At 36.8% G+C, this 17,287-nt stretch carries 18 protein-coding genes; 1 reads left to right on the top strand and 17 read right to left on the bottom strand.

Going from position 1 to position 17,287, the window contains the following annotated elements; all coding sequences use genetic code 11:
• Positions 1 to 167: 167 nt before the first annotated feature.
• The 5 genes from J6L97_RS00820 to J6L97_RS00800 form a co-directional block, all read right to left on the bottom strand.
• Positions 168 to 1,001, bottom strand: a complete 834-nt coding sequence (locus J6L97_RS00820; protein WP_057726929.1) for an alpha/beta hydrolase — start codon at positions 999 to 1,001, stop codon at positions 168 to 170.
• Positions 973 to 1,758 carry a YibE/F family protein gene (locus J6L97_RS00815; RefSeq protein WP_057726930.1) on the bottom strand — a complete coding sequence of 262 codons (786 nt, stop codon included), beginning with the start codon at positions 1,756 to 1,758 and terminating at the stop codon, positions 973 to 975. Before J6L97_RS00815 ends, J6L97_RS00820 begins: the two co-directional genes overlap by 29 nt.
• A complete protein-coding gene (locus tag J6L97_RS00810) occupies positions 1,755 to 2,888 on the bottom strand; it encodes a YibE/F family protein (RefSeq protein ID WP_023487953.1) in 1,134 nt (377 codons plus the stop codon). Before J6L97_RS00810 ends, J6L97_RS00815 begins: the two co-directional genes overlap by 4 nt.
• 90 nt (positions 2,889 to 2,978) lie before the next feature.
• A complete protein-coding gene (locus J6L97_RS00805) occupies positions 2,979 to 3,728 on the bottom strand; it encodes a MerR family transcriptional regulator (RefSeq protein ID WP_013085684.1) in 750 nt (249 codons plus the stop codon).
• A 27-nt stretch (positions 3,729 to 3,755) separates the two neighbouring features.
• A complete protein-coding gene (locus J6L97_RS00800; RefSeq protein ID WP_057726931.1) occupies positions 3,756 to 4,838 on the bottom strand; it encodes a D-alanine--D-alanine ligase family protein in 1,083 nt (360 codons plus the stop codon).
• A 152-nt stretch (positions 4,839 to 4,990) separates the two neighbouring features.
• Here J6L97_RS00800 and J6L97_RS00795 point away from each other — a divergent pair, with 152 nt between their 5' ends.
• On the top strand, positions 4,991 to 6,241 hold the full coding sequence (locus J6L97_RS00795; RefSeq protein ID WP_023487950.1) for a CAP domain-containing protein: 1,251 nt from the start codon (positions 4,991 to 4,993) through the stop codon (positions 6,239 to 6,241).
• A 35-nt stretch (positions 6,242 to 6,276) separates the two neighbouring features.
• Here J6L97_RS00795 and J6L97_RS00790 read toward each other — a convergent pair whose 3' ends face one another.
• The 12 genes from J6L97_RS00790 to J6L97_RS00735 form a co-directional block, all read right to left on the bottom strand.
• Positions 6,277 to 7,014, bottom strand: coding sequence for an amino acid ABC transporter ATP-binding protein (locus J6L97_RS00790; protein WP_013085681.1), 738 nt, complete (start codon positions 7,012 to 7,014; stop codon positions 6,277 to 6,279).
• Entirely contained in the window at positions 7,007 to 8,491 is a 1,485-nt protein-coding gene (locus J6L97_RS00785; RefSeq protein WP_005718334.1) for an ABC transporter substrate-binding protein/permease, read from the bottom strand. Before J6L97_RS00785 ends, J6L97_RS00790 begins: the two co-directional genes overlap by 8 nt.
• Positions 8,492 to 8,554: 63 nt before the next feature.
• On the bottom strand, positions 8,555 to 9,589 hold the full coding sequence (locus J6L97_RS00780) for an IS30 family transposase (protein WP_123811765.1): 1,035 nt from the start codon (positions 9,587 to 9,589) through the stop codon (positions 8,555 to 8,557).
• A 205-nt stretch (positions 9,590 to 9,794) separates the two neighbouring features.
• Complete coding sequence (locus J6L97_RS00775) at positions 9,795 to 10,619, bottom strand: hypothetical protein (protein WP_005718333.1); 825 nt, start codon at positions 10,617 to 10,619, stop codon at positions 9,795 to 9,797.
• A gap of 12 nt (positions 10,620 to 10,631) precedes the next feature.
• Positions 10,632 to 11,315: a TetR/AcrR family transcriptional regulator gene (locus J6L97_RS00770; RefSeq protein ID WP_057727076.1), complete on the bottom strand. Its 684-nt coding sequence runs from the start codon at positions 11,313 to 11,315 to the stop codon at positions 10,632 to 10,634.
• 72 nt (positions 11,316 to 11,387) lie between these two features.
• Complete coding sequence (locus J6L97_RS00765) at positions 11,388 to 12,245, bottom strand: IS982 family transposase (protein ID WP_118992340.1); 858 nt, start codon at positions 12,243 to 12,245, stop codon at positions 11,388 to 11,390.
• A 208-nt stretch (positions 12,246 to 12,453) separates the two neighbouring features.
• Positions 12,454 to 13,440 carry a ribose-phosphate diphosphokinase gene (locus J6L97_RS00760; RefSeq protein WP_013085679.1) on the bottom strand — a complete coding sequence of 329 codons (987 nt, stop codon included), beginning with the start codon at positions 13,438 to 13,440 and terminating at the stop codon, positions 12,454 to 12,456.
• Positions 13,441 to 13,530: 90 nt separating this feature from the next.
• On the bottom strand, positions 13,531 to 14,277 hold the full coding sequence (locus J6L97_RS00755) for a nitroreductase family protein (RefSeq protein ID WP_057727041.1): 747 nt from the start codon (positions 14,275 to 14,277) through the stop codon (positions 13,531 to 13,533).
• Complete coding sequence (locus J6L97_RS00750) at positions 14,255 to 15,490, bottom strand: MFS transporter (RefSeq protein WP_057727042.1); 1,236 nt, start codon at positions 15,488 to 15,490, stop codon at positions 14,255 to 14,257. The genes J6L97_RS00755 and J6L97_RS00750 overlap by 23 nt, the downstream gene beginning before the upstream one ends.
• Positions 15,491 to 15,512: 22 nt before the next feature.
• Complete coding sequence (locus J6L97_RS00745) at positions 15,513 to 16,565, bottom strand: YcaO-like family protein (RefSeq protein WP_005725885.1); 1,053 nt, start codon at positions 16,563 to 16,565, stop codon at positions 15,513 to 15,515.
• A 2-nt stretch (positions 16,566 to 16,567) separates the two neighbouring features.
• Positions 16,568 to 16,771 (bottom strand): hypothetical protein, encoded by a 204-nt coding sequence (locus J6L97_RS00740; protein ID WP_054833044.1) that lies wholly within the window; start codon positions 16,769 to 16,771, stop codon positions 16,568 to 16,570.
• A gap of 23 nt (positions 16,772 to 16,794) precedes the next feature.
• Positions 16,795 to 17,193 (bottom strand): hypothetical protein, encoded by a 399-nt coding sequence (locus tag J6L97_RS00735; RefSeq protein WP_057727043.1) that lies wholly within the window; start codon positions 17,191 to 17,193, stop codon positions 16,795 to 16,797.
• Positions 17,194 to 17,287 lie beyond the last annotated feature (94 nt).

The raw sequence follows: 17,287 nt of genomic DNA, 5'->3' as shown, positions 1-17,287 counted from the left end.
TTAGCACGAATTGTGCGTCAATCGAGTATGCGAATAGCTTAAAGTTAAGAACCAGCGTAATGATTAGCCACACGCAGTACACCGCTTCAAAAGGCATAATCATTCGGTCAATTTTTCTATTCTTGACGATAGTGTGATAGATATTGTCATTAGGGTTAGAAGATTTTTTATGCTTCACATAATTCGCCCCACTCACTCTTTAGCCATTCCATTGCCAAGTTGAACCAGTGCGCCGCGTGCGGATTATCCTGCCAATCTTGACCCTTAGTTTCCACATTGTGACGAGCCAATGAAAAGCCGTGGTAACCGTGGTTAAACAAATGAGCTTCTGTTGAAACTTTATTCTTATTCAAAGCATCAATATATTCAATTGAATTTCCGATCAAAACCACCGGATCATCCCATGCCTGGAAAATAAATGTATCGGGCGTTTCACGTGTAACACCTAATGCACTATCCAAAATATCTTCCTCTACAGGCATTTTTGCTTTTTGATCCTCTGGAATCGGAAAACCAATCTTTTTAATATCAATTAGTGGATAGCCCAAGATTGTCTTATTAGGTAAAACATCAGTCTTATCAAAATCATACTTTGTCTGATAATTTTTATTTAAAGCCATATTATTGGCTACACTGACCACATGACCACCAGCAGAAAAAACAACCGTTAAAATCTTATCTTTATCCAACTGGTACTCATCAGCGTAATCTCTAAAATATTTCACAGTACTTAAAACATCTAACCCAGCGTCAGGATAAATTTTGTCTGGATCTTGCACTAAGTTATATTCCATCACAACACTATTAAAGCCCTGATTATTGAATGCTAATGCTACTGGTTCGCCCTCTCTTTTTGATAAGTGATTAAAGCTGCCACCTGGTACTACAATAGCTAGCGGGCGCTTTTGCTCAACCAATTCAGGATTAGGCTCTAGTACATACGTATGAACTTGATATTCACGATTATTAAAGTTAGCCAGCGTCAGATTTTCTACTCTCATGTTTTGGTCCTTTCTTGCTCATTCCTCTTGATAGCATAAATGATGATAGTGGCACTGTTAATATAACCCCAATCAAAGAATACATGATAATTAACGCTTCATTTACAAAAAGTTTTTCGTTTAAGACCTCGCCAATCGTGTAATGCAAGCGGAAATACCATAAGAATAATGATAAAAAACTACCGAACATCCCAAATAAAATCGTGTTCATTGCTGTACCCAAAACATCATTACCAATAGCCGTACCAGAAGCCATCAACTCTTCTTCACCGATAGCAGGATTATGCTTTTTGATTTCTAGCAAACCTGAACTCATCGCTACAGCAGCTTCGGCAATCGCTCCCAAAGTTGAGAAAATCGCCACTGTCACGGCAATCATCGGATAACTCAAGCCCGGCATCTGCGACAAGCCAACCAATAACTCTCCTGCCTCTGGTCCTAGTCCTGCAGCTTGAGCCAGGTATTGACAACCCAAAATAAAGAGGCTAATAATCAAACACACTAAGAAGGAAGAATAAAATGAATTCTTTGCTACCGTATAGTCATGAGTGCCTAAAAAGATAATCGTAACTAGCTTTAAAGGAATAAAAATCAGCGTCAAAATTGCAATGTTAATTCCCCATGATATTAGCATCGCCACTAAGATCAATAGAATCGTATTAATTAGCACACTAAAAAAACTACGAATTCCAGTTTCACCACCGACGATTGTCATTAAAATCGCTAAGACAACGATCAATGCAAATAATGTACTCATTTATTCTCACCTTCTTTTTTAAACAAACTCTTCCAATCGCGTTTTTTCAAGAAGAACAAACTGCATCCTGTCGCAAAAATAACCGTCAGAACAATTCCGATTGCCGAAATCACACTTTGCGTTGCCCCCAGCGACAGAGTAAAGCCAAAAGTTGAAGCTAAAGTATTATTATCACGCAAGTACAAAATAGTTTCTGGCAGCGCACCGGCAATAAAAATTAAGACCAAGACATTAATCAACGGTCCCATAATTTCTTGCCCCATCGTTCGACCACTATGAATCAACTGTCTTATCGTAATATTATTTTTAGTTTGAATTAATTCATACAAACTAGAAATAATATCGGTCGCCTCATCCATTACTGCACCTAGAATTCCAATCAAAGTCTGAGCTAAAAACAAGCCTCGTGGATCTTGCGTTGCATAGTCACCGGTCTCATATTTCATTTCCGATTCACCCGTTAACCTCATGATCACGTAGCACAAGGCAAAAGAAACAAATACTCCTAGCAGCGTTGCCAACCAAGTCGCCAACATTTTTTTATTCAAGCCCTGCACAATGAGCAAGCTAAAGAATGAAAAGACGATATCAGCTAAGCCAAACAGCAAAATAATGTGGGCGCCATTCAAATGCACATCCCAAATGATAATCAAATAAAAGATCAGCCACGAAATTACCATTGACACAACCAGCGAGAGTGAGTGCTTCCCTACTGCAGCCACCATCAATGCTAAAGTGATTGTCACTACCAAAACTAACACCCAATCACGCTTAGGATTAACGATCGCTGGATCACCCTTCTTGATATTGACAAAAATTCTCTGACCTGCACGATACTTTTGCGTCGTCAATTGCGAAGGATAATACACGTTTTTAGTCGTGTAAGTTTCGCCCTTGTGCTTACCCGATAAAACTTTTAAGTGCAAAATTTGTTGGCGAGTTTCATCCGCATTTTTATACACATCTTCACTTTTTTCAATCAAAGTATCCTTGATCTTGCTATCGGTAATCACGGCAACGTCGTCCTTGTGGTAAATATCAGTGGCAAAATAGGACAAGACCGTCAATAATGCTCCTACAATTGCCACGATAACTGCTATCGTATAGCGCTTTTTCCATTTAAATTTCATTACTTCTACTTCCTATTAATTGTTATACGCCTACTGTAAAACAAAAGCTGGCCTTTTGTTAGGTCAGCTCTTGATTCTTAATCAATTTGTTTAAAACTTAAAGATTTTTTGCCACCAGTGTTCCTTTTGGTCCGTTAATTGCATATCTTCTAGTGTACGGTGAACATTAGAAGTGGCTCGCTTCTTGGCATTTTCCTTTGCCTTAGACATAATCTCGTCATGCATTTGTTCTTGACTCTTATTCATGTCTTTTTTAACTTCAGCGCGCTTTTCTTCTTCACTCTTCGGTTTAGGTTCATCCGCACTCACAATTCCAGAAATATCTGGCAAAGCCGCAAACTTATCTAAATCATCTTGTGGTGCAGCTAATTGCTTTTGTGCTTCAATTAAATCTTGATTTTGCTTTTGAATGACATTCAATTGCTTCTGCAAAGAATTAATTGCCTCATTTTGATTAGAAATTGTCTTTTGCAAAGTGTTAAGCAACTTAACCACCTGCTCAGTATCCATTACATCGGTACTGTTATAAGCGGGCTTAGGAGCTGGTTCTTTAGTTTCAGGTTCAGGTTTCTTTTCACTAACAGCATAGATTTGACGAGCGGCTTCTTGCAAAGTTAAGCCACTATTTTTAGATAAACGGTGAAAAGCCTTTAAGTCATCAATATCTTTTTGATGATACAGACGAGCCTTTTGCTTAGTCCGAGCAAAATAGTCGCTCTTGCCGGTCACCTTCTCCACGATTAAAGAATACTTTCTTAACGTGGCAACACTAATTCCTAATTCTTGTGCAGCTGCTTTTGGTGCAGCCAATTCTTCAAAATCATGCTTGTTAGTCGTCATTGAAATCTACCTCTATATTTTTGGCGTTTAGTCATGCTTGTGAAGCAAAGTTTTCTTATGATCAAAACGGTCCATACCTGCTTCAATTAAGCGTGTAATCAATTCGCTGTAAGGAACACCTGCTTCTTCAAACAACTTAGGATACATACTGATATTAGTAAAGCCTGGTAAAGCGTTAACTTCAGTCAAGACTACCTTGCCACCTGGGGTGAGCATGGAGTCAATTCTAGCCATGCCGCTACATTCAGTTGCTGCATAAACTTTACGTGCATTTTCTCTAACAGTATCGATAATTTCTTGTGGTAAATCTGCTGGGATTTGTAACTTAGAAGTTGAATTATCATCATACTTATTTTCATAAGTGTAGAATGAACCTTTTGCATTGGTGATTTGACCAACACCTGCTACAATTGGCTTGTCGTTACCTAAGACAGCTGTTTCAACCTCGGTGCCAGGAACAGTTTCTTCAACTAAGACCTTATCGTCATACTTGAAGGCTTCTTTTAAGGCTGCAGTATATTCGTCAGCATTAGTTACGTGACTAACCCCAACTGATGAGCCTTGGTTAGATGGCTTAACGAACATGTCGCGGCCCAATTTTTCTGCTACCTTTTCATAGTTAAGTTTAGCATTCTTCTTGTCGTCGTATTCAAAACGCTTAATTGAAATCCAATCAGCGACTGGAACACCAACTCTTTGAGCCAAGATCTTAGTGAATTCCTTATCCATTGTTACAGCGGCTCCTAAGACGTCATCACCGACGAATGGCTTATCCATCAAGCGGAACAAACCTTGTAAAACACCGTCTTCGCCTAAGTTACCGTGAACAATTGGGAAGAAAACATCGATTTCTGGCAAGTTTTCTAATTCAATTAAGTTAGAAATGTTGTTAACCTTATGTGGGTTCTTAACTTGGTATGAAGGATCATCTAAAACCTTGAAGCTTTCTTCTTCATTAGCAAAGTAGCCTTCATTAGTGATCCAAATTGGGTGCACATCAAACTTATCTTTGTCGATTGCCTTATAGATGTTGTGGCCTGAAACAATTGATACTTCATATTCTGATGAATTACCACCAAAAATCAAACCAACTTGTAATTTTTTAGTCATTATTTTATACCTCTTTTAAATGTTCCAATCTTTAATTATACGCAAAGAATACCAGAAAAGCGCAAAATAGTGGAATATTTTTCACTAAAGCCTTTTCATTGGTTATAGTTTATAATGAAAGGTATACTGACAACCATAGAAGGGAGTCTAAAATGCTTCTACGGAAATTTTCTATTGCCGCTGCCGCAACTTTATTTATCCCTCTCGCCGGACAAGTTACACACGCAGCGACATTCACAACACAAGAAGTTAACGAAGTTCATAATTTTCAAAAGGAATATGCGAACCTTGATAAAACTAGTTATAGTGCCGCAAATATTTATGCTAAAAAGCCAAATCTAAGCAAAAAATTTAAGGTAGGTCGCTTAGATCCAAAATACATTAAAACGCAAACAGATTATATCAATTACTATCGATCATTGTTCAGTCTGCCCGCTATCTCGACTACTGATACACTTAATAAAAACGCGCAGATTACGGCTGCTGTAATGGCCGCAATTAATGCTAACCCATTCATTAACCAACATGGTTTACCTAGTGAAACTAAGCCAAGCAATATCTCCAAATTTGTTTGGAAGCTAGCTAAAGACACTTCTGAAACTTCAAATTTAAACTTTAATGTTTCACAGCAAACCGCTGGGGATGTGATCACTGACTTAATTACTGACCATTATAATTTAACTGGTTCAGATACCGGTCACCGAGCTTGGCTACTTTCAAGTCGTTTAACCACTACAGGCATTGGGGCAGCTTATGGTACAAATGGCTACCGCTATTCCGTTCAAAAAGTACTAAACATTAATGATACTTTTCGTCCTGCTAGTCAGCCGGTAGTTGCTTATCCTAGCATGCGTCTTTTCCCTATTGAATTGCTTCAAGGGAAAAATATCATGTGGTCGCTCTATTTATCAGATAGAACCATTAAAAATAAGCCAACAATTACTATCACTGATTTAGATACTAAAGTTGTTACTACTGCAGCTCATGTTAAGAATTACAGCTCCTGTGGCTACGGCAATTTTAGAACGATCCTAACTTATTCACCCGCAAATACTAACCTAGTTGCAGGACATGAATATGAAGTTGACGTTAAAGGCGTGCAGAAGTACAGATTCAAGCTATTTAAGCAAGATAGTACTAATGACACTACAAATTATCAAGTTCAGCAGGATACAACCAATACGCCGACCAATCAAGCAACCACTAATTTAAATAGCGAAACAGATGTGCAATCACCAATTTTACTTCAAAACAAGATTTTACGTGCTGTCATCATTCCAAAAGCCACTGCTTTGCCTAATAATCAAAACACCTTTTTTAATGCATTAATTCAAAAAGGATGGCATCAAAATTTTTTCGTAAGACAGTACGTATTATCAAACCCCATCATTACAGATGAGTAAATTAAAAGGCCCAAGCAATGCTTGAGCCTTTTTGATTATAAAACTTTAGATAAGAAATCTTTTGCACGTTCACTAGTAGGGTGTTCAAACACTTCCTGTGGCGTGCCTTTTTCTTGTAAATAGCCATCAGCCATAAACCAGACCTCATCGGCTACTTCTCTAGCAAATCCCATTTCGTGAGTTACAATCACCATTGTCATTCCCGAATTAGCTAAATCTTGCATTGTTTTCAAAACTTCGCCAACCATTTCAGGATCAAGAGCACTTGTAGGCTCATCAAATAGCATTACTTCCGGATCCATTGCTAGGGCTCTAGCGATCGCCACCCGCTGCTGTTGACCACCTGATAAACTAGCTGGAAATTGTTTTGCACGATCGGCCAAGCCCACCTTTTCAAGTAAGGCTAGTCCAGTCTTCTCAGCTTGAGCTTCACTAACACCCTTGACTTTCATCGGTGCCAACTTAATATTTTCAATTACATTCATATTAGGAAAAAGGTTAAAGTTCTGAAAAACCATTCCCATCTTTTCCCGCAATTGATCAAGTTCCTTACCATCCTTTAGACTAGCCAAGTCTGTTCCATCAAAAACAATTTTACCAGCCGTAGGACGCTCTAATACATTCAGGCAACGCAAGAAAGTACTCTTACCTGAACCAGATGGCCCGATAATACAGATAACCTGGCCCTTATCTACTTCCGCAGAAATATCTTTCAGAACCTCATTTTTGCCGAAAGTTTTCTTCAAATGTTGGATATCGATCATTTTAGTCATTGTGTTTCATCCGTCTTTCGAAATAATTAAGCAATCTAGTTAAAGTAAAGGTCATGATAAAGTAAATAATCATGGCAATGAATAAAGGTAAAACACCACGGTAAGTCGAAGTCTGAATCAATTCCGTTTGGTACATTAATTCAGTTACCCCAATAACTGAAACCAATGAACTGTCCTTCAGCAGGGTAATAAATTCGTTTCCTAGTGCCGGCCAAATATTTTTCAAAGCTTGAGGAATAATTACATAGCGGTAAGCCTTAGCTTGAGAAAGACCTAATGATCTAGCCGCCTCAGTCTGTCCTTTAGCTACTGAAGCAATACCAGAACGAATGTCTTCTGCAACGTAAGCACCAGAGTTCAACCCAATTGCGATAATCCCCGCTACAACAGCTGACAGGTTAGAAATTAATGCTCCAACACCAAAGTAAACAAATAAAATTTGCACCATTTGTGGCGTACCACGAATGAATTCGATATAGCAAACTGCAATCCAGTGCAGCAATTTATTCTTGGACAAACGCATTAAGGCTAAGAGCATCCCTAAGATGATCCCGATTAACACTGAGAAAATCGTGATCACGATGGTATAGCCAACTCCCTTAATAAAGTAAGGAATATATTTAGTCATCGTGTTCGTCTTCTGCGCTGTCTTCATATACTTAGCTGCTTCAGGCAAGTATTTCTTATTAATCAAATCTTTTTGTTCAACGCGATTAATAGTCTTGTTCACAGCAGCTACTAAGTCATTTTGTCCTTTAGCAATTGCTACTGCGTTACCAGCTTGTTGTTCACGCAAGTCACTTCTCACAGCCATCAAGCTATTGTCGTTTTGTTGGTAGGCCTTAGCAGTCATTTCTTCCATGACAATGCCAGAGATCTTATTAGATTTTAATGCCAGAACTAAGTTGTTGATTTTACCTAAGCCTTTAACCTTTGACTGTTTCATTTGCTTTTGAATCAAAGAATACTGAATACTACCAGTTTGCGCACCGACAGTTTTACCAGCAAAATCTTTAATTTTTTTGTATTTGGCCTGATCGCGTTTGTTAATTAAGAAATATTCGCCACTTGGCTTGTAATAAATCTTAGAAAAATCAACGCTCTTCTTTCTCTCGGGATTAGGTGTCATAGCCGAAATAACCATGTCTACCTTGCCTGTCTCTAGCGCTACCAAAAGTGAATCAAAGCTCATGTTTTTAATAACTAGCTTTGCATGTAAATCCTTGGCAATATCTTTTGCCAACTCGATATCAACCCCCACATATTTGGTATTGCCATTTTCACTGGTAGTAAACTCCAGTGGCGGATAATCCGCTGAGGTGCCCACTACTAATTCTTTCGACTGCTTAATTTTTTTCATCACTGAGCCAGTCTCAACCTCCTTATTGGCTGCATTAACAGGCTGATTAAACAAAAAAAGAGTCGAAAGCATAGTAATGAAAGCAAGAAAAGTCTTTATAATTTTAGCTTTTTTCATAAACTCGCCCAATTCTTTTAAAATATAAACACCTGAATTGTCAAATTAAGTGCAACAGTTAGGCTATGAGGAAATATATTGCTTGAAGAGTTCTTCTGCTGTGTGATATTGAAGGATTCGACGATGTTTGCGGTTAATGGCATCAGTTGCCTGTTGAACATAAGCAGCTGACTTATCTTTCATGCTTTTGCCTTTAGGGAAGAATTGACGCAGAAGTCCATTGCAGTTCTCATTGGTGCCTCTTTCCCATGGAGAATATGGGTGGGCGAAGTAGATCTGGCAGCCTTTGATCTTGGTCATATCCGCAAACTCAGAGCCATTGTCAAACGTGATCGATTTAAACCAGGCAGGATGTCTGTCAATCTCATTTTGAAGCAGCCTTTGGCATGTGCTTGCCCGATAGTCAGGAATCTTGATAACTACTTCAAAGCGTGTGGTTCTTTCGGTCAAAGTCATTAAAGCAGGCTGATTCTTGCGTCTGACGCCTTTAACCAGATCTCCTTCCCAGTGCAGCGGCGTTTTTCTGTCTTCAATCTCTTTAGGACGCTGTTCAATGGAATTGCCAAGATTCTTCTTGTGCAAAGCATGACCGCTCTGGCCGTGATGACGCTTGTTCCTGCGTCTTTTGAGCTTCATAGGCAGATCAATATTGCTTATGTCCAGCAAGCCCTGATCAATATAGCGATAGACAGTTGGTGTGCTGGGACAAGGGTAGCCTGGCATAGTCCTTTTGAATTCACCAACGAATTCATCGATGCTGGTGGCATCAAATTTAGCTTTGAAGCGTCTGGAGAGCATTCTCAAAAAGACAGCATAATGCTTCAATGGATTGCGCTGATAGCAGTTTTTGCGACGCTTCTCATAATAAAGCTGTGCAGTATCAGCGTAATAGTGCTCATACAATAAATAGCTGCTGTCTCTTTGCAGGACGCTTCCGCGTTTGATTTCGCGACTGATTGTCGACTTATGGCAGCCGACTTCTTGAGCGATAACAGTACGGGAAGTTATGCCGGAATCCAGCATTGCTTGAATTTGTCCACGTTGTACGCTGGTTAATTGATGATAGTGCTTAGAAATGCTAGAATTTGAATTGGTCATGAAGATCTTCCTTTCTTGATTTTTCGTCACTTCAAGTTTAGGTCTTCATGGCCTTTTTGTTTAACACTTGGTGTTGCACTTCAATTTTAAATCCGGGTAAAATATAAACATATGAAATTTGTTAATTATTTTTTAATTATAAAGAAAGATGATTCTTTGTGCAAACAAAAAACGTAATCATTCTACAGATTACGTTTTCTCATTCTTATTTAGCAGCTGTAATTTGCCATGGTATCGCACAAATGATGTAAATAATTACCCCAGCAATTACATATTCCAAAAAGACGCTACTGCCAATCTCAAGCAAAAAGCCAAATTCGATATTATCGACATTAAAGATTACTGGCACAAGTGCTAACAAGCCTGAAATCAAAATTAGCCAAAAACCTGCCCACATGCCAGCAGCCATCGTATCATGAATCACCATTCGAATTGTAGCCCGCGACTTCATATCGTTGAGTAGCGAAACCATTGTAATAATGGTAACAATAATTATTATCAAATTAACGATAAACAATAAACCAGCAATATTTGCTCCTAAAGTGATCACACTTAAATTGAAGGCTTTAATAATCGCGTAAGGTGCATTAGTTCCCTGCTTTTTCAGTTTACGGTTAACTTCCTGTGCCCCACTTGACGAGCCTTTAGCAATTCCTTGATCGATATCGCTTAAAATCTGATTAGCCAGTGGCAAACTAGTAACCTTAAACCAATGAATACCCAAAGAATAATCAATAATATGGTCGGCAATTGGTTGAGTTTGCGTATCCGATAGTAAGTTTGAATTATCTTCACTATCTGCATTAATCAAATCAGCTAGGCTATCATAATTTTTATTCACTTGGCGAACAACTACTGCCCTATTATAGCTAGTCCTAATCTGTTTTTTCATAAAGATTGGATTTAAAAAAGTAGCTGTAATCAATGATAATGCAGCAATCAAAAAGATGACGAAAGCCAACAAACGTTTATATTGGTTATTTTGCTCATAACCCATTCGTCGCAAATCAGCTCTTTTGCCTTCAACCATGGCGACTCCCCTTTAGCTGAAAATTTCCTTGCCTTCATCGAACATTGTATCAATTGCTCGGTGAACAACTTCCATATCAGCAGTTTCAATAATTTCATGTCCTTCTTTTAAGGCTTGATCAATTTCTTCAGAAGAACAATGCAAGAAACTGAACATCAATGCACTCGTTGCATAGTTAGCAAGAGTTTCGGCCGTTAAATGGTGCTTTTTGCGATCATGATATAGACGGCCAATACCACTAGTTACAAAAGCAATTCCTGTCTCAAGTTCGCTTTCGTCAACGTTAATGTCATCAAATAAATGATTTTCCTTAATCCATTCATTAAGCATGATTCCCCAATTATCTAGGGTAGCATTGCTAACAAAAGCTTCAGAAATAATACGGTCCAAGCCCTCATCGTGCATCCCCAAGATAGCAATCGTATAAATAAATGCCTTAGTTCTAGCATAAGGAAGATTGCTATTAGCCATGTCATAATTATTAACTTGTTGACCTAGAGTATTAAAAAGATTACGAATAATGTCGTTAGTTAACTTAGCCTTATGAGGATAGTATGACTGCAGTAAGGATTTTGAAATGCCTGATTTTTCTGCAATCATTTGCAAAGAAACATTATCCATTCCATTTTCTCTGATCAGATGGAAAGTATTACCTAGAATAACTCTCCGTCTCTTCATGTTTTTCCGTCGTGCCATAGTCTATTCCTCTAACTTTCTCTTTTTCTTTCTATACAACACACATCAATTATATCAATCATACGCGTGGTGCTAGTTAAATCTTTCTAGACAATAAGCCAAATTATAAGCTAAAATTGCAATTTCCAACCGGCTTTGAAAGCCTATCAGACTACGTGCTCGATTGTTCTCGGCATTGTAATAGGTCAGAAGCGAAAAGTCGCTTTCAATTGTTCTGCGAATAGCCATCAATTGATGATCATTGTGCTTTTTAGCTCCTGTCATATTTTTACGATATGGTGTCCAAAGTTCATAACCCATTTGTTTTAGCTGTTGATGCAGTTCTTTGCCTAAATAGCCTTCGTCGCCAAGAAGATAGTAATTAGATGGATGTGCATTTTCCATCAGTTCAACTGTCTCCTTGGCATCATGAACTGATGCTTTTGTTACGACATAATCAAGAATGTAACCGTCATCGCTAACAATGGCATGAACTTTGAAACCATAGAAGTAAATTTTCTTGGTGGCCTTATAACCAATGTTGGCATAACCGCGAAAAATTTTAGCACGATAGTTGCGAATTGGTTGGCAAACAGGTACCGGAAAGCTGTCAATGATCAAGAAATGTCCATTCAGGTCAACCTTTTTATTCATTTCTTGCCGTATCTGATAAATCAATTGCAATAGCTGACGTGAACGCCGATTAAAACGTGAGTGTGATAAACAATTGAAACATTCACAGAATCTTCTTTGTGATTCAATTCCTGTCTTAGCTTGCCAGATAAGTAAAGCCAAAATCAGACTGTCCGTAGTTTTAATTTGATCAATATTTCGCCGATGAGTAAACTCAGCCGGTGCATACAAACGATACCAGTGCCGACAAATTATCACTAAATCTTTAAAACTAACTTGTAAATGGTGGCTAAAACGCTTAAGCTTAAGGCAGTTCAATCAGATCAGACTCTTTTCTATTATTACTATTTACAAGTCGAGTCTAACAAGATTGGACTTTTTTATTAACTAAAACGATTTAACTAGCACCACGCGTATCAATCATTACTATTTAGACATAGTTTTATGACTTACCTACCCGATTTTTTGAATAAAAAATAATCCTCATAGTGAGGATCATTTTTTATTCAAATTATCAATAAGAATTTTACTTTAAACGGTTTTGTTCGTCAAAGATTTGGTGGATTGAACGATCATTGTATACATAATCGATACCACGAGCAAGCAATTGGTCTACGGAAATTCTGACCATTCTGTCTGGGTAGCGCTTGTGCTTAATGGTATCAGTAACTACGATTTGCTCAATTGGTAATTCATTAAGTACTCCAGTAGCATTCTTAGAAAGAAGTGCGTGGGTTGCGGCAACGTAAACTTTCTTAGCACCAGCCGCCAAAACTGACTTAGTTGATGAAGAAATACGTGAACCTGTATCAATCAAATCATCAATGATGATACACTTTTTGTCCTTAACATCACCAATCATGTCGTGAACCTCAGTATCATAGCGAGCACCTCTTTGATCAACAATTGCAATCGGTGCATTGAAGTATTGACCAAAGTTACGAGCAAGCTTGGCGCCTGAGTGATCAGGTGAGACTACAACGATATCATCATCTTCCTTGGTAGCAATTCCGTTATCTAAGAAGTATTGACCAAGAAGTGGAATAGCATGTAAGTGATCAACAGGGATATTGTAGAAACCTTGAATTTGTGAGGCATGTAGATCAACAGTAATTAAACGATCCATGCCAGTCAATTGAAGCAAGTTAGCCACTAACTTAGCGGTAATTGGTTCACGTGAACGAGTCTTGGTATCTGAACGTGAATATGCCAAGTATGGTACAACCACGTTAATTACATGAGCTGATGCACGTTGAAGTGCGTCCAAAACAATTTCAAGTTCCATAAAGTTTTCGTTAACTGGATCTTGGATAGATTGAATTACGAAAACATCACAACCTCTGACAGATTCACCAATGTTAACTTGGATTTCACCATCGCTAAAGTGGTGAACCGCAGTTTCGATCAATGGTTGGTGTAAAATTGCCGCAATTTTTTCATTTAATGCAGGGTTACCACCTAAGCCAATAACTTTCATTGGGTGCAATAATTGATGAAGTTCTTCCTTGTTCATTATTTACCTCTTCTGAATAAAAATCGTATACACCACCATTATATACAAAAAGGCACCTCTATTGAAGAGATGTCTTTTTTAGTGAAGAAATTATTTATAGTCCTGAATTCCAAAAAATTGCAACAATACTGGTTTCATGATTCTCAAGCCCAAACTGTCTTTTAATGCTTTATCATCAAAACCTGACCATGATACATCGCCAAAATTATTTATTCTTGCTAGCCCATTTAATCTAAAAGCTTGAGCCATCGAACCAACCTCAATAAGCATGTGTCTAAGACCACGATAATTATACTTAACAACAGTTCTAGTCATAGAAAATATATAGCAAATAAATATTGAACTGATCAATTGACCAGTATATGGTGAAATACTATGACTCAACTTTTTAAAATCTACTTTAGTATTTACCTTCTTCAAAGCTTTATTCAAGTAATCTATGCCGTATACTCCTTGAGGCAATCCCACTACCATGTTGTCTTTTATACAAATTATGAGAGGCTCAACAGGATATAATGCACCAGCCGATCCATATATTCTATGTCCACCTTCATTGCTTAAAAAAGAATTACTTAATAGCCACGTAAAGTCAGAAATATTAATTTTTTTATTGCTAAATTTCCTGCAGCTTTTTAAATTAGTAGCCGAATATGGTAAATGTAAGTCAAATTCATTGTTTAAATTTAAAATCGGACTAGTTCTTTCAATGATACTAAGTAATTCATTATTATCTTGATTTTGTGAACAAAGTTGGCCCCATAATTTATCATACTTTGATAATTTTTTCTTATCTAGATTAAGTAAGTCTACAACTTCATTTTGAATATAATTTGTCATATTTCTTAAAAATTCTTTGATAAATTGGCATAAAAGTCATAACAGATACTAATACCATGACCACTCCCAGAATAAAAATTAAAAGTGGTAATTGTATCATATTTCCTAATGGATCACTCATAGCTGTTGCAATTGGATTAATGACAGAAAAAATAGTCATAACTGCACCGATCATTAATCCTGTATTGTCCTTAGAAGACGACATTTGAACAACAGAAAAATATATTATTGAAAAAATGCTATTAAAAATTCCATATGCCAACCAGCACACAATACAAATAGTCGCAGATACTAACGAACGTGTTAATAAAGAACTGATACCAACTACTGCCAAACAAAGGGCTTGTAACGAAAGGCAAGCTGGGCAAATAATTGCAGAATTAATATTATCTCTAATTTTTGAAAAGATCAGGGCACCGATAATTCCACCAACTGTATAAGCAATATCAATCCCATTATAGACAAACCAATACTGACTAAAAACCGTAATTGCAAACTTAGGCGTCAATAGCCAAATCACGTAGAAACAGAAGTTAACTACAAGTGCAATTGGAATCATCAACATAATTAGTTTGTTATGCTCCACTAATTTCATTCCACCTATAAAATTATCAAATATTTCTTTAACTTTGATTTTATCAGCATGAACTGGTGCAGTATCTGGCTTAATAAATCCCAAAAGAATATAAGATATTATTACTGCTACTAAAAGAATGACCAGCGAAATTAATGGTCTATTGATTGTTACAAAGATTGTTGCAAGCCCTGAAGAGATGATTGTAGCAATATTATTTGCCAATGAAACCCAAGAATTTGCCTCAATTAATTCTTTGTCATTATCAATCAAAGCAGGCGCAAAAGCCTCGGTCAAAGGATTGTAAATAATATTAATTACTGAGCTAGCTATTACTACAAAACAAACTACAGCAACTCCCATCTTAGGCTTAAACACCAGAAAGATTGTTCCTAAAGCAATGAAAATGAACCTTATCAAAATCAAAAAGCGCATTAATTTAATTTTGCTATACTTATCTGAAATGTAGCCACCCAAAATTGCAAATAGTAGTGCAATCATTGCAATAGTTCCCAACATTGAGACTATTCCTTGATTATGAGTTTGATGATAAATATACCAATACGCATAAGTGATAAATGCCCCTAATGGTAGATCATTTAAGAAATCACTTAATACTGCTGTCTTTAATCTTTTCATATACTCCCCACCTGCCTTTTTATTACCAAAATGGCATGCATCCTTTAATTAATGGTCTGTTTGTACGCAATAGTAATCTAGAAGTTAACGGAGTAGTATCCACCAAAGTTTCTGGCTGTAATTTTGTACTAAATGCCTTAACTGTGTACCCACATTGCGAATTAATTATTGCAAAAAATGTTTCTGTATTTTTCATTAATTCTTCTAGATTTAAATTTGAAATTGAATTAGAAAAAGTAGTACTTACTTTTGTTTTTATAATATGTTTTGCAACAGCTCTACTATTTAGTTCAGAATAGTTAATTCGTCCATGAAACGCTTCAAACAGCAATCCCTTATACGATCCCACACATTCATCAATAGCATGAATAATTGCACTCTCTTTTATAGAATTAGTTCCTAATCCAATAGAGATTTGCGGGAAAATGGATGACTCAATAATACACATAATTGTATATAGCCCCCATTCATTAGGGATTTGAAACAGCTGACATCGTCTTTTTTTACCCTCTTGAATATAAGCCATCATTTCTGAAATCAAAGGAGAGTCCCAATCATCAACAAGGTATATATTTAATGATTTATGCCACCAAGCTGCAAAGTCGTCTCTTTCAATAAGCTCATATATTGCTTTTAGATATGCTTTTTCTAGTTTTTTATCGTGTGAATAGCCAGAATATGTAACCCAACTAAGACCTTTTTCTTTAGGCATAACAATTGATATCGCAGCTGGAAAAAAATGGACTTCATTATTCCAATCAACAAATTTCACATATCGATTATCGTCGCTATTATACCAATCTACATCTGACGAGACTTTATTTAAATTCCACCAGCAAGGATGCATATCTATAGGTCTATGAACATAATAAGACGTATTTCTATTCATCAAGGTTACAACATGCTTACACGACAAATCAGCATCTTGAACTTCCAAATATTCTGAATGTGCATCTTCAGAAACATTTTTATTTTCGCCTATATATTTTGTAGCTACAGGTCTAAAGCTTCCATTTATAACATCCCTAACGGTAAGAAAATTAGGTAGCCCATAATCCGGTACTTTTATTTGCAAAACTATGCTTCCTTTTTCATATCCTTCTCTGAATCAATTCCTAGATCTTTAAAAGTCAAGTTAGCGCCTGTTAAACTAGTATGTGAAGTATATTCTAATAAACAATAAGAACTCACTAAACTAAATAGTGCACTAAGCTTGGCTGTTAAATTAGTCATTAATGCAGTAACATTATTTTTTGCATCCCTAATAGCCAGCTGAAACATTCCCTTTCTGATCTCTTCCTCTGCTACATCTGAAGCAAACTCATAACCAAGAGACTGAACATTTTGTGTGATTCATTAATTGTGTTGTTTTCACGAAATGGTCTAATAAAACCTTCTTTTAATTCTCTCTGAGCAAAATACGGCTCTAATGTTAATTCTGCCTTTTTAATATCAGTTTTTGTTGTATTCAATTCCTGATTTAAAGTTTTTAGAGCTTTGATTACAGAGTTACGATTTTCCAGTGCTTTCTGAGAGTTATGTAATTCATTTACTACGAGATCTTCTAGAAAAATATTAACTTCTGAATAAATCTTGTTTAATGTAAATACATCTTTCATAACAAAAGCATAATGCATTGAAAATCCAGCTCTCCCATTATGAGGAGATCTATTATTTGATTGTCCACAATTGATTCCACCCATAAAAATTACTCCTTTAACAGTAATCAAACCCATATTATAGAGCTTAATAATATCAGAACGTCTCATTTAAGTTATGTAGCCATACAACACAATC

It is taken from the genome of Lactobacillus crispatus (assembly GCF_018987235.1).
GTDB classification, from domain to species: Bacteria; Bacillota; Bacilli; order Lactobacillales; family Lactobacillaceae; genus Lactobacillus; species Lactobacillus crispatus.
Note: the sequence above shows the minus strand (reverse complement) of the source record. Positions and strands in the feature narration are given on the sequence as shown.

Coding starts and splice junctions, on each gene's coding strand:
- J6L97_RS00780 (WP_123811765.1), bottom strand. CDS start 9,589: ATGACCAATTCAAATTCTAGCATTTCTAAGCACTATCATCAATTAACC.
- J6L97_RS00750 (WP_057727042.1), bottom strand. CDS start 15,490: ATGAAAAGATTAAAGACAGCAGTATTAAGTGATTTCTTAAATGATCTA.
- J6L97_RS00790 (WP_013085681.1), bottom strand. CDS start 7,014: ATGACTAAAATGATCGATATCCAACATTTGAAGAAAACTTTCGGCAAA.
- J6L97_RS00770 (WP_057727076.1), bottom strand. CDS start 11,315: ATGGCACGACGGAAAAACATGAAGAGACGGAGAGTTATTCTAGGTAAT.
- J6L97_RS00805 (WP_013085684.1), bottom strand. CDS start 3,728: ATGACGACTAACAAGCATGATTTTGAAGAATTGGCTGCACCAAAAGCA.
- J6L97_RS00810 (WP_023487953.1), bottom strand. CDS start 2,888: ATGAAATTTAAATGGAAAAAGCGCTATACGATAGCAGTTATCGTGGCA.
- J6L97_RS00795 (WP_023487950.1), top strand. CDS start 4,991: ATGCTTCTACGGAAATTTTCTATTGCCGCTGCCGCAACTTTATTTATC.
- J6L97_RS00760 (WP_013085679.1), bottom strand. CDS start 13,440: ATGAACAAGGAAGAACTTCATCAATTATTGCACCCAATGAAAGTTATT.
- J6L97_RS00740 (WP_054833044.1), bottom strand. CDS start 16,771: ATGTTTCAGCTGGCTATTAGGGATGCAAAAAATAATGTTACTGCATTA.
- J6L97_RS00815 (WP_057726930.1), bottom strand. CDS start 1,758: ATGAGTACATTATTTGCATTGATCGTTGTCTTAGCGATTTTAATGACA.
- J6L97_RS00735 (WP_057727043.1), bottom strand. CDS start 17,193: ATGGGTGGAATCAATTGTGGACAATCAAATAATAGATCTCCTCATAAT.
- J6L97_RS00800 (WP_057726931.1), bottom strand. CDS start 4,838: ATGACTAAAAAATTACAAGTTGGTTTGATTTTTGGTGGTAATTCATCA.
- J6L97_RS00775 (WP_005718333.1), bottom strand. CDS start 10,619: ATGGTTGAAGGCAAAAGAGCTGATTTGCGACGAATGGGTTATGAGCAA.
- J6L97_RS00785 (WP_005718334.1), bottom strand. CDS start 8,491: ATGAAAAAAGCTAAAATTATAAAGACTTTTCTTGCTTTCATTACTATG.
- J6L97_RS00820 (WP_057726929.1), bottom strand. CDS start 1,001: ATGAGAGTAGAAAATCTGACGCTGGCTAACTTTAATAATCGTGAATAT.
- J6L97_RS00755 (WP_057727041.1), bottom strand. CDS start 14,277: ATGACAAATTATATTCAAAATGAAGTTGTAGACTTACTTAATCTAGAT.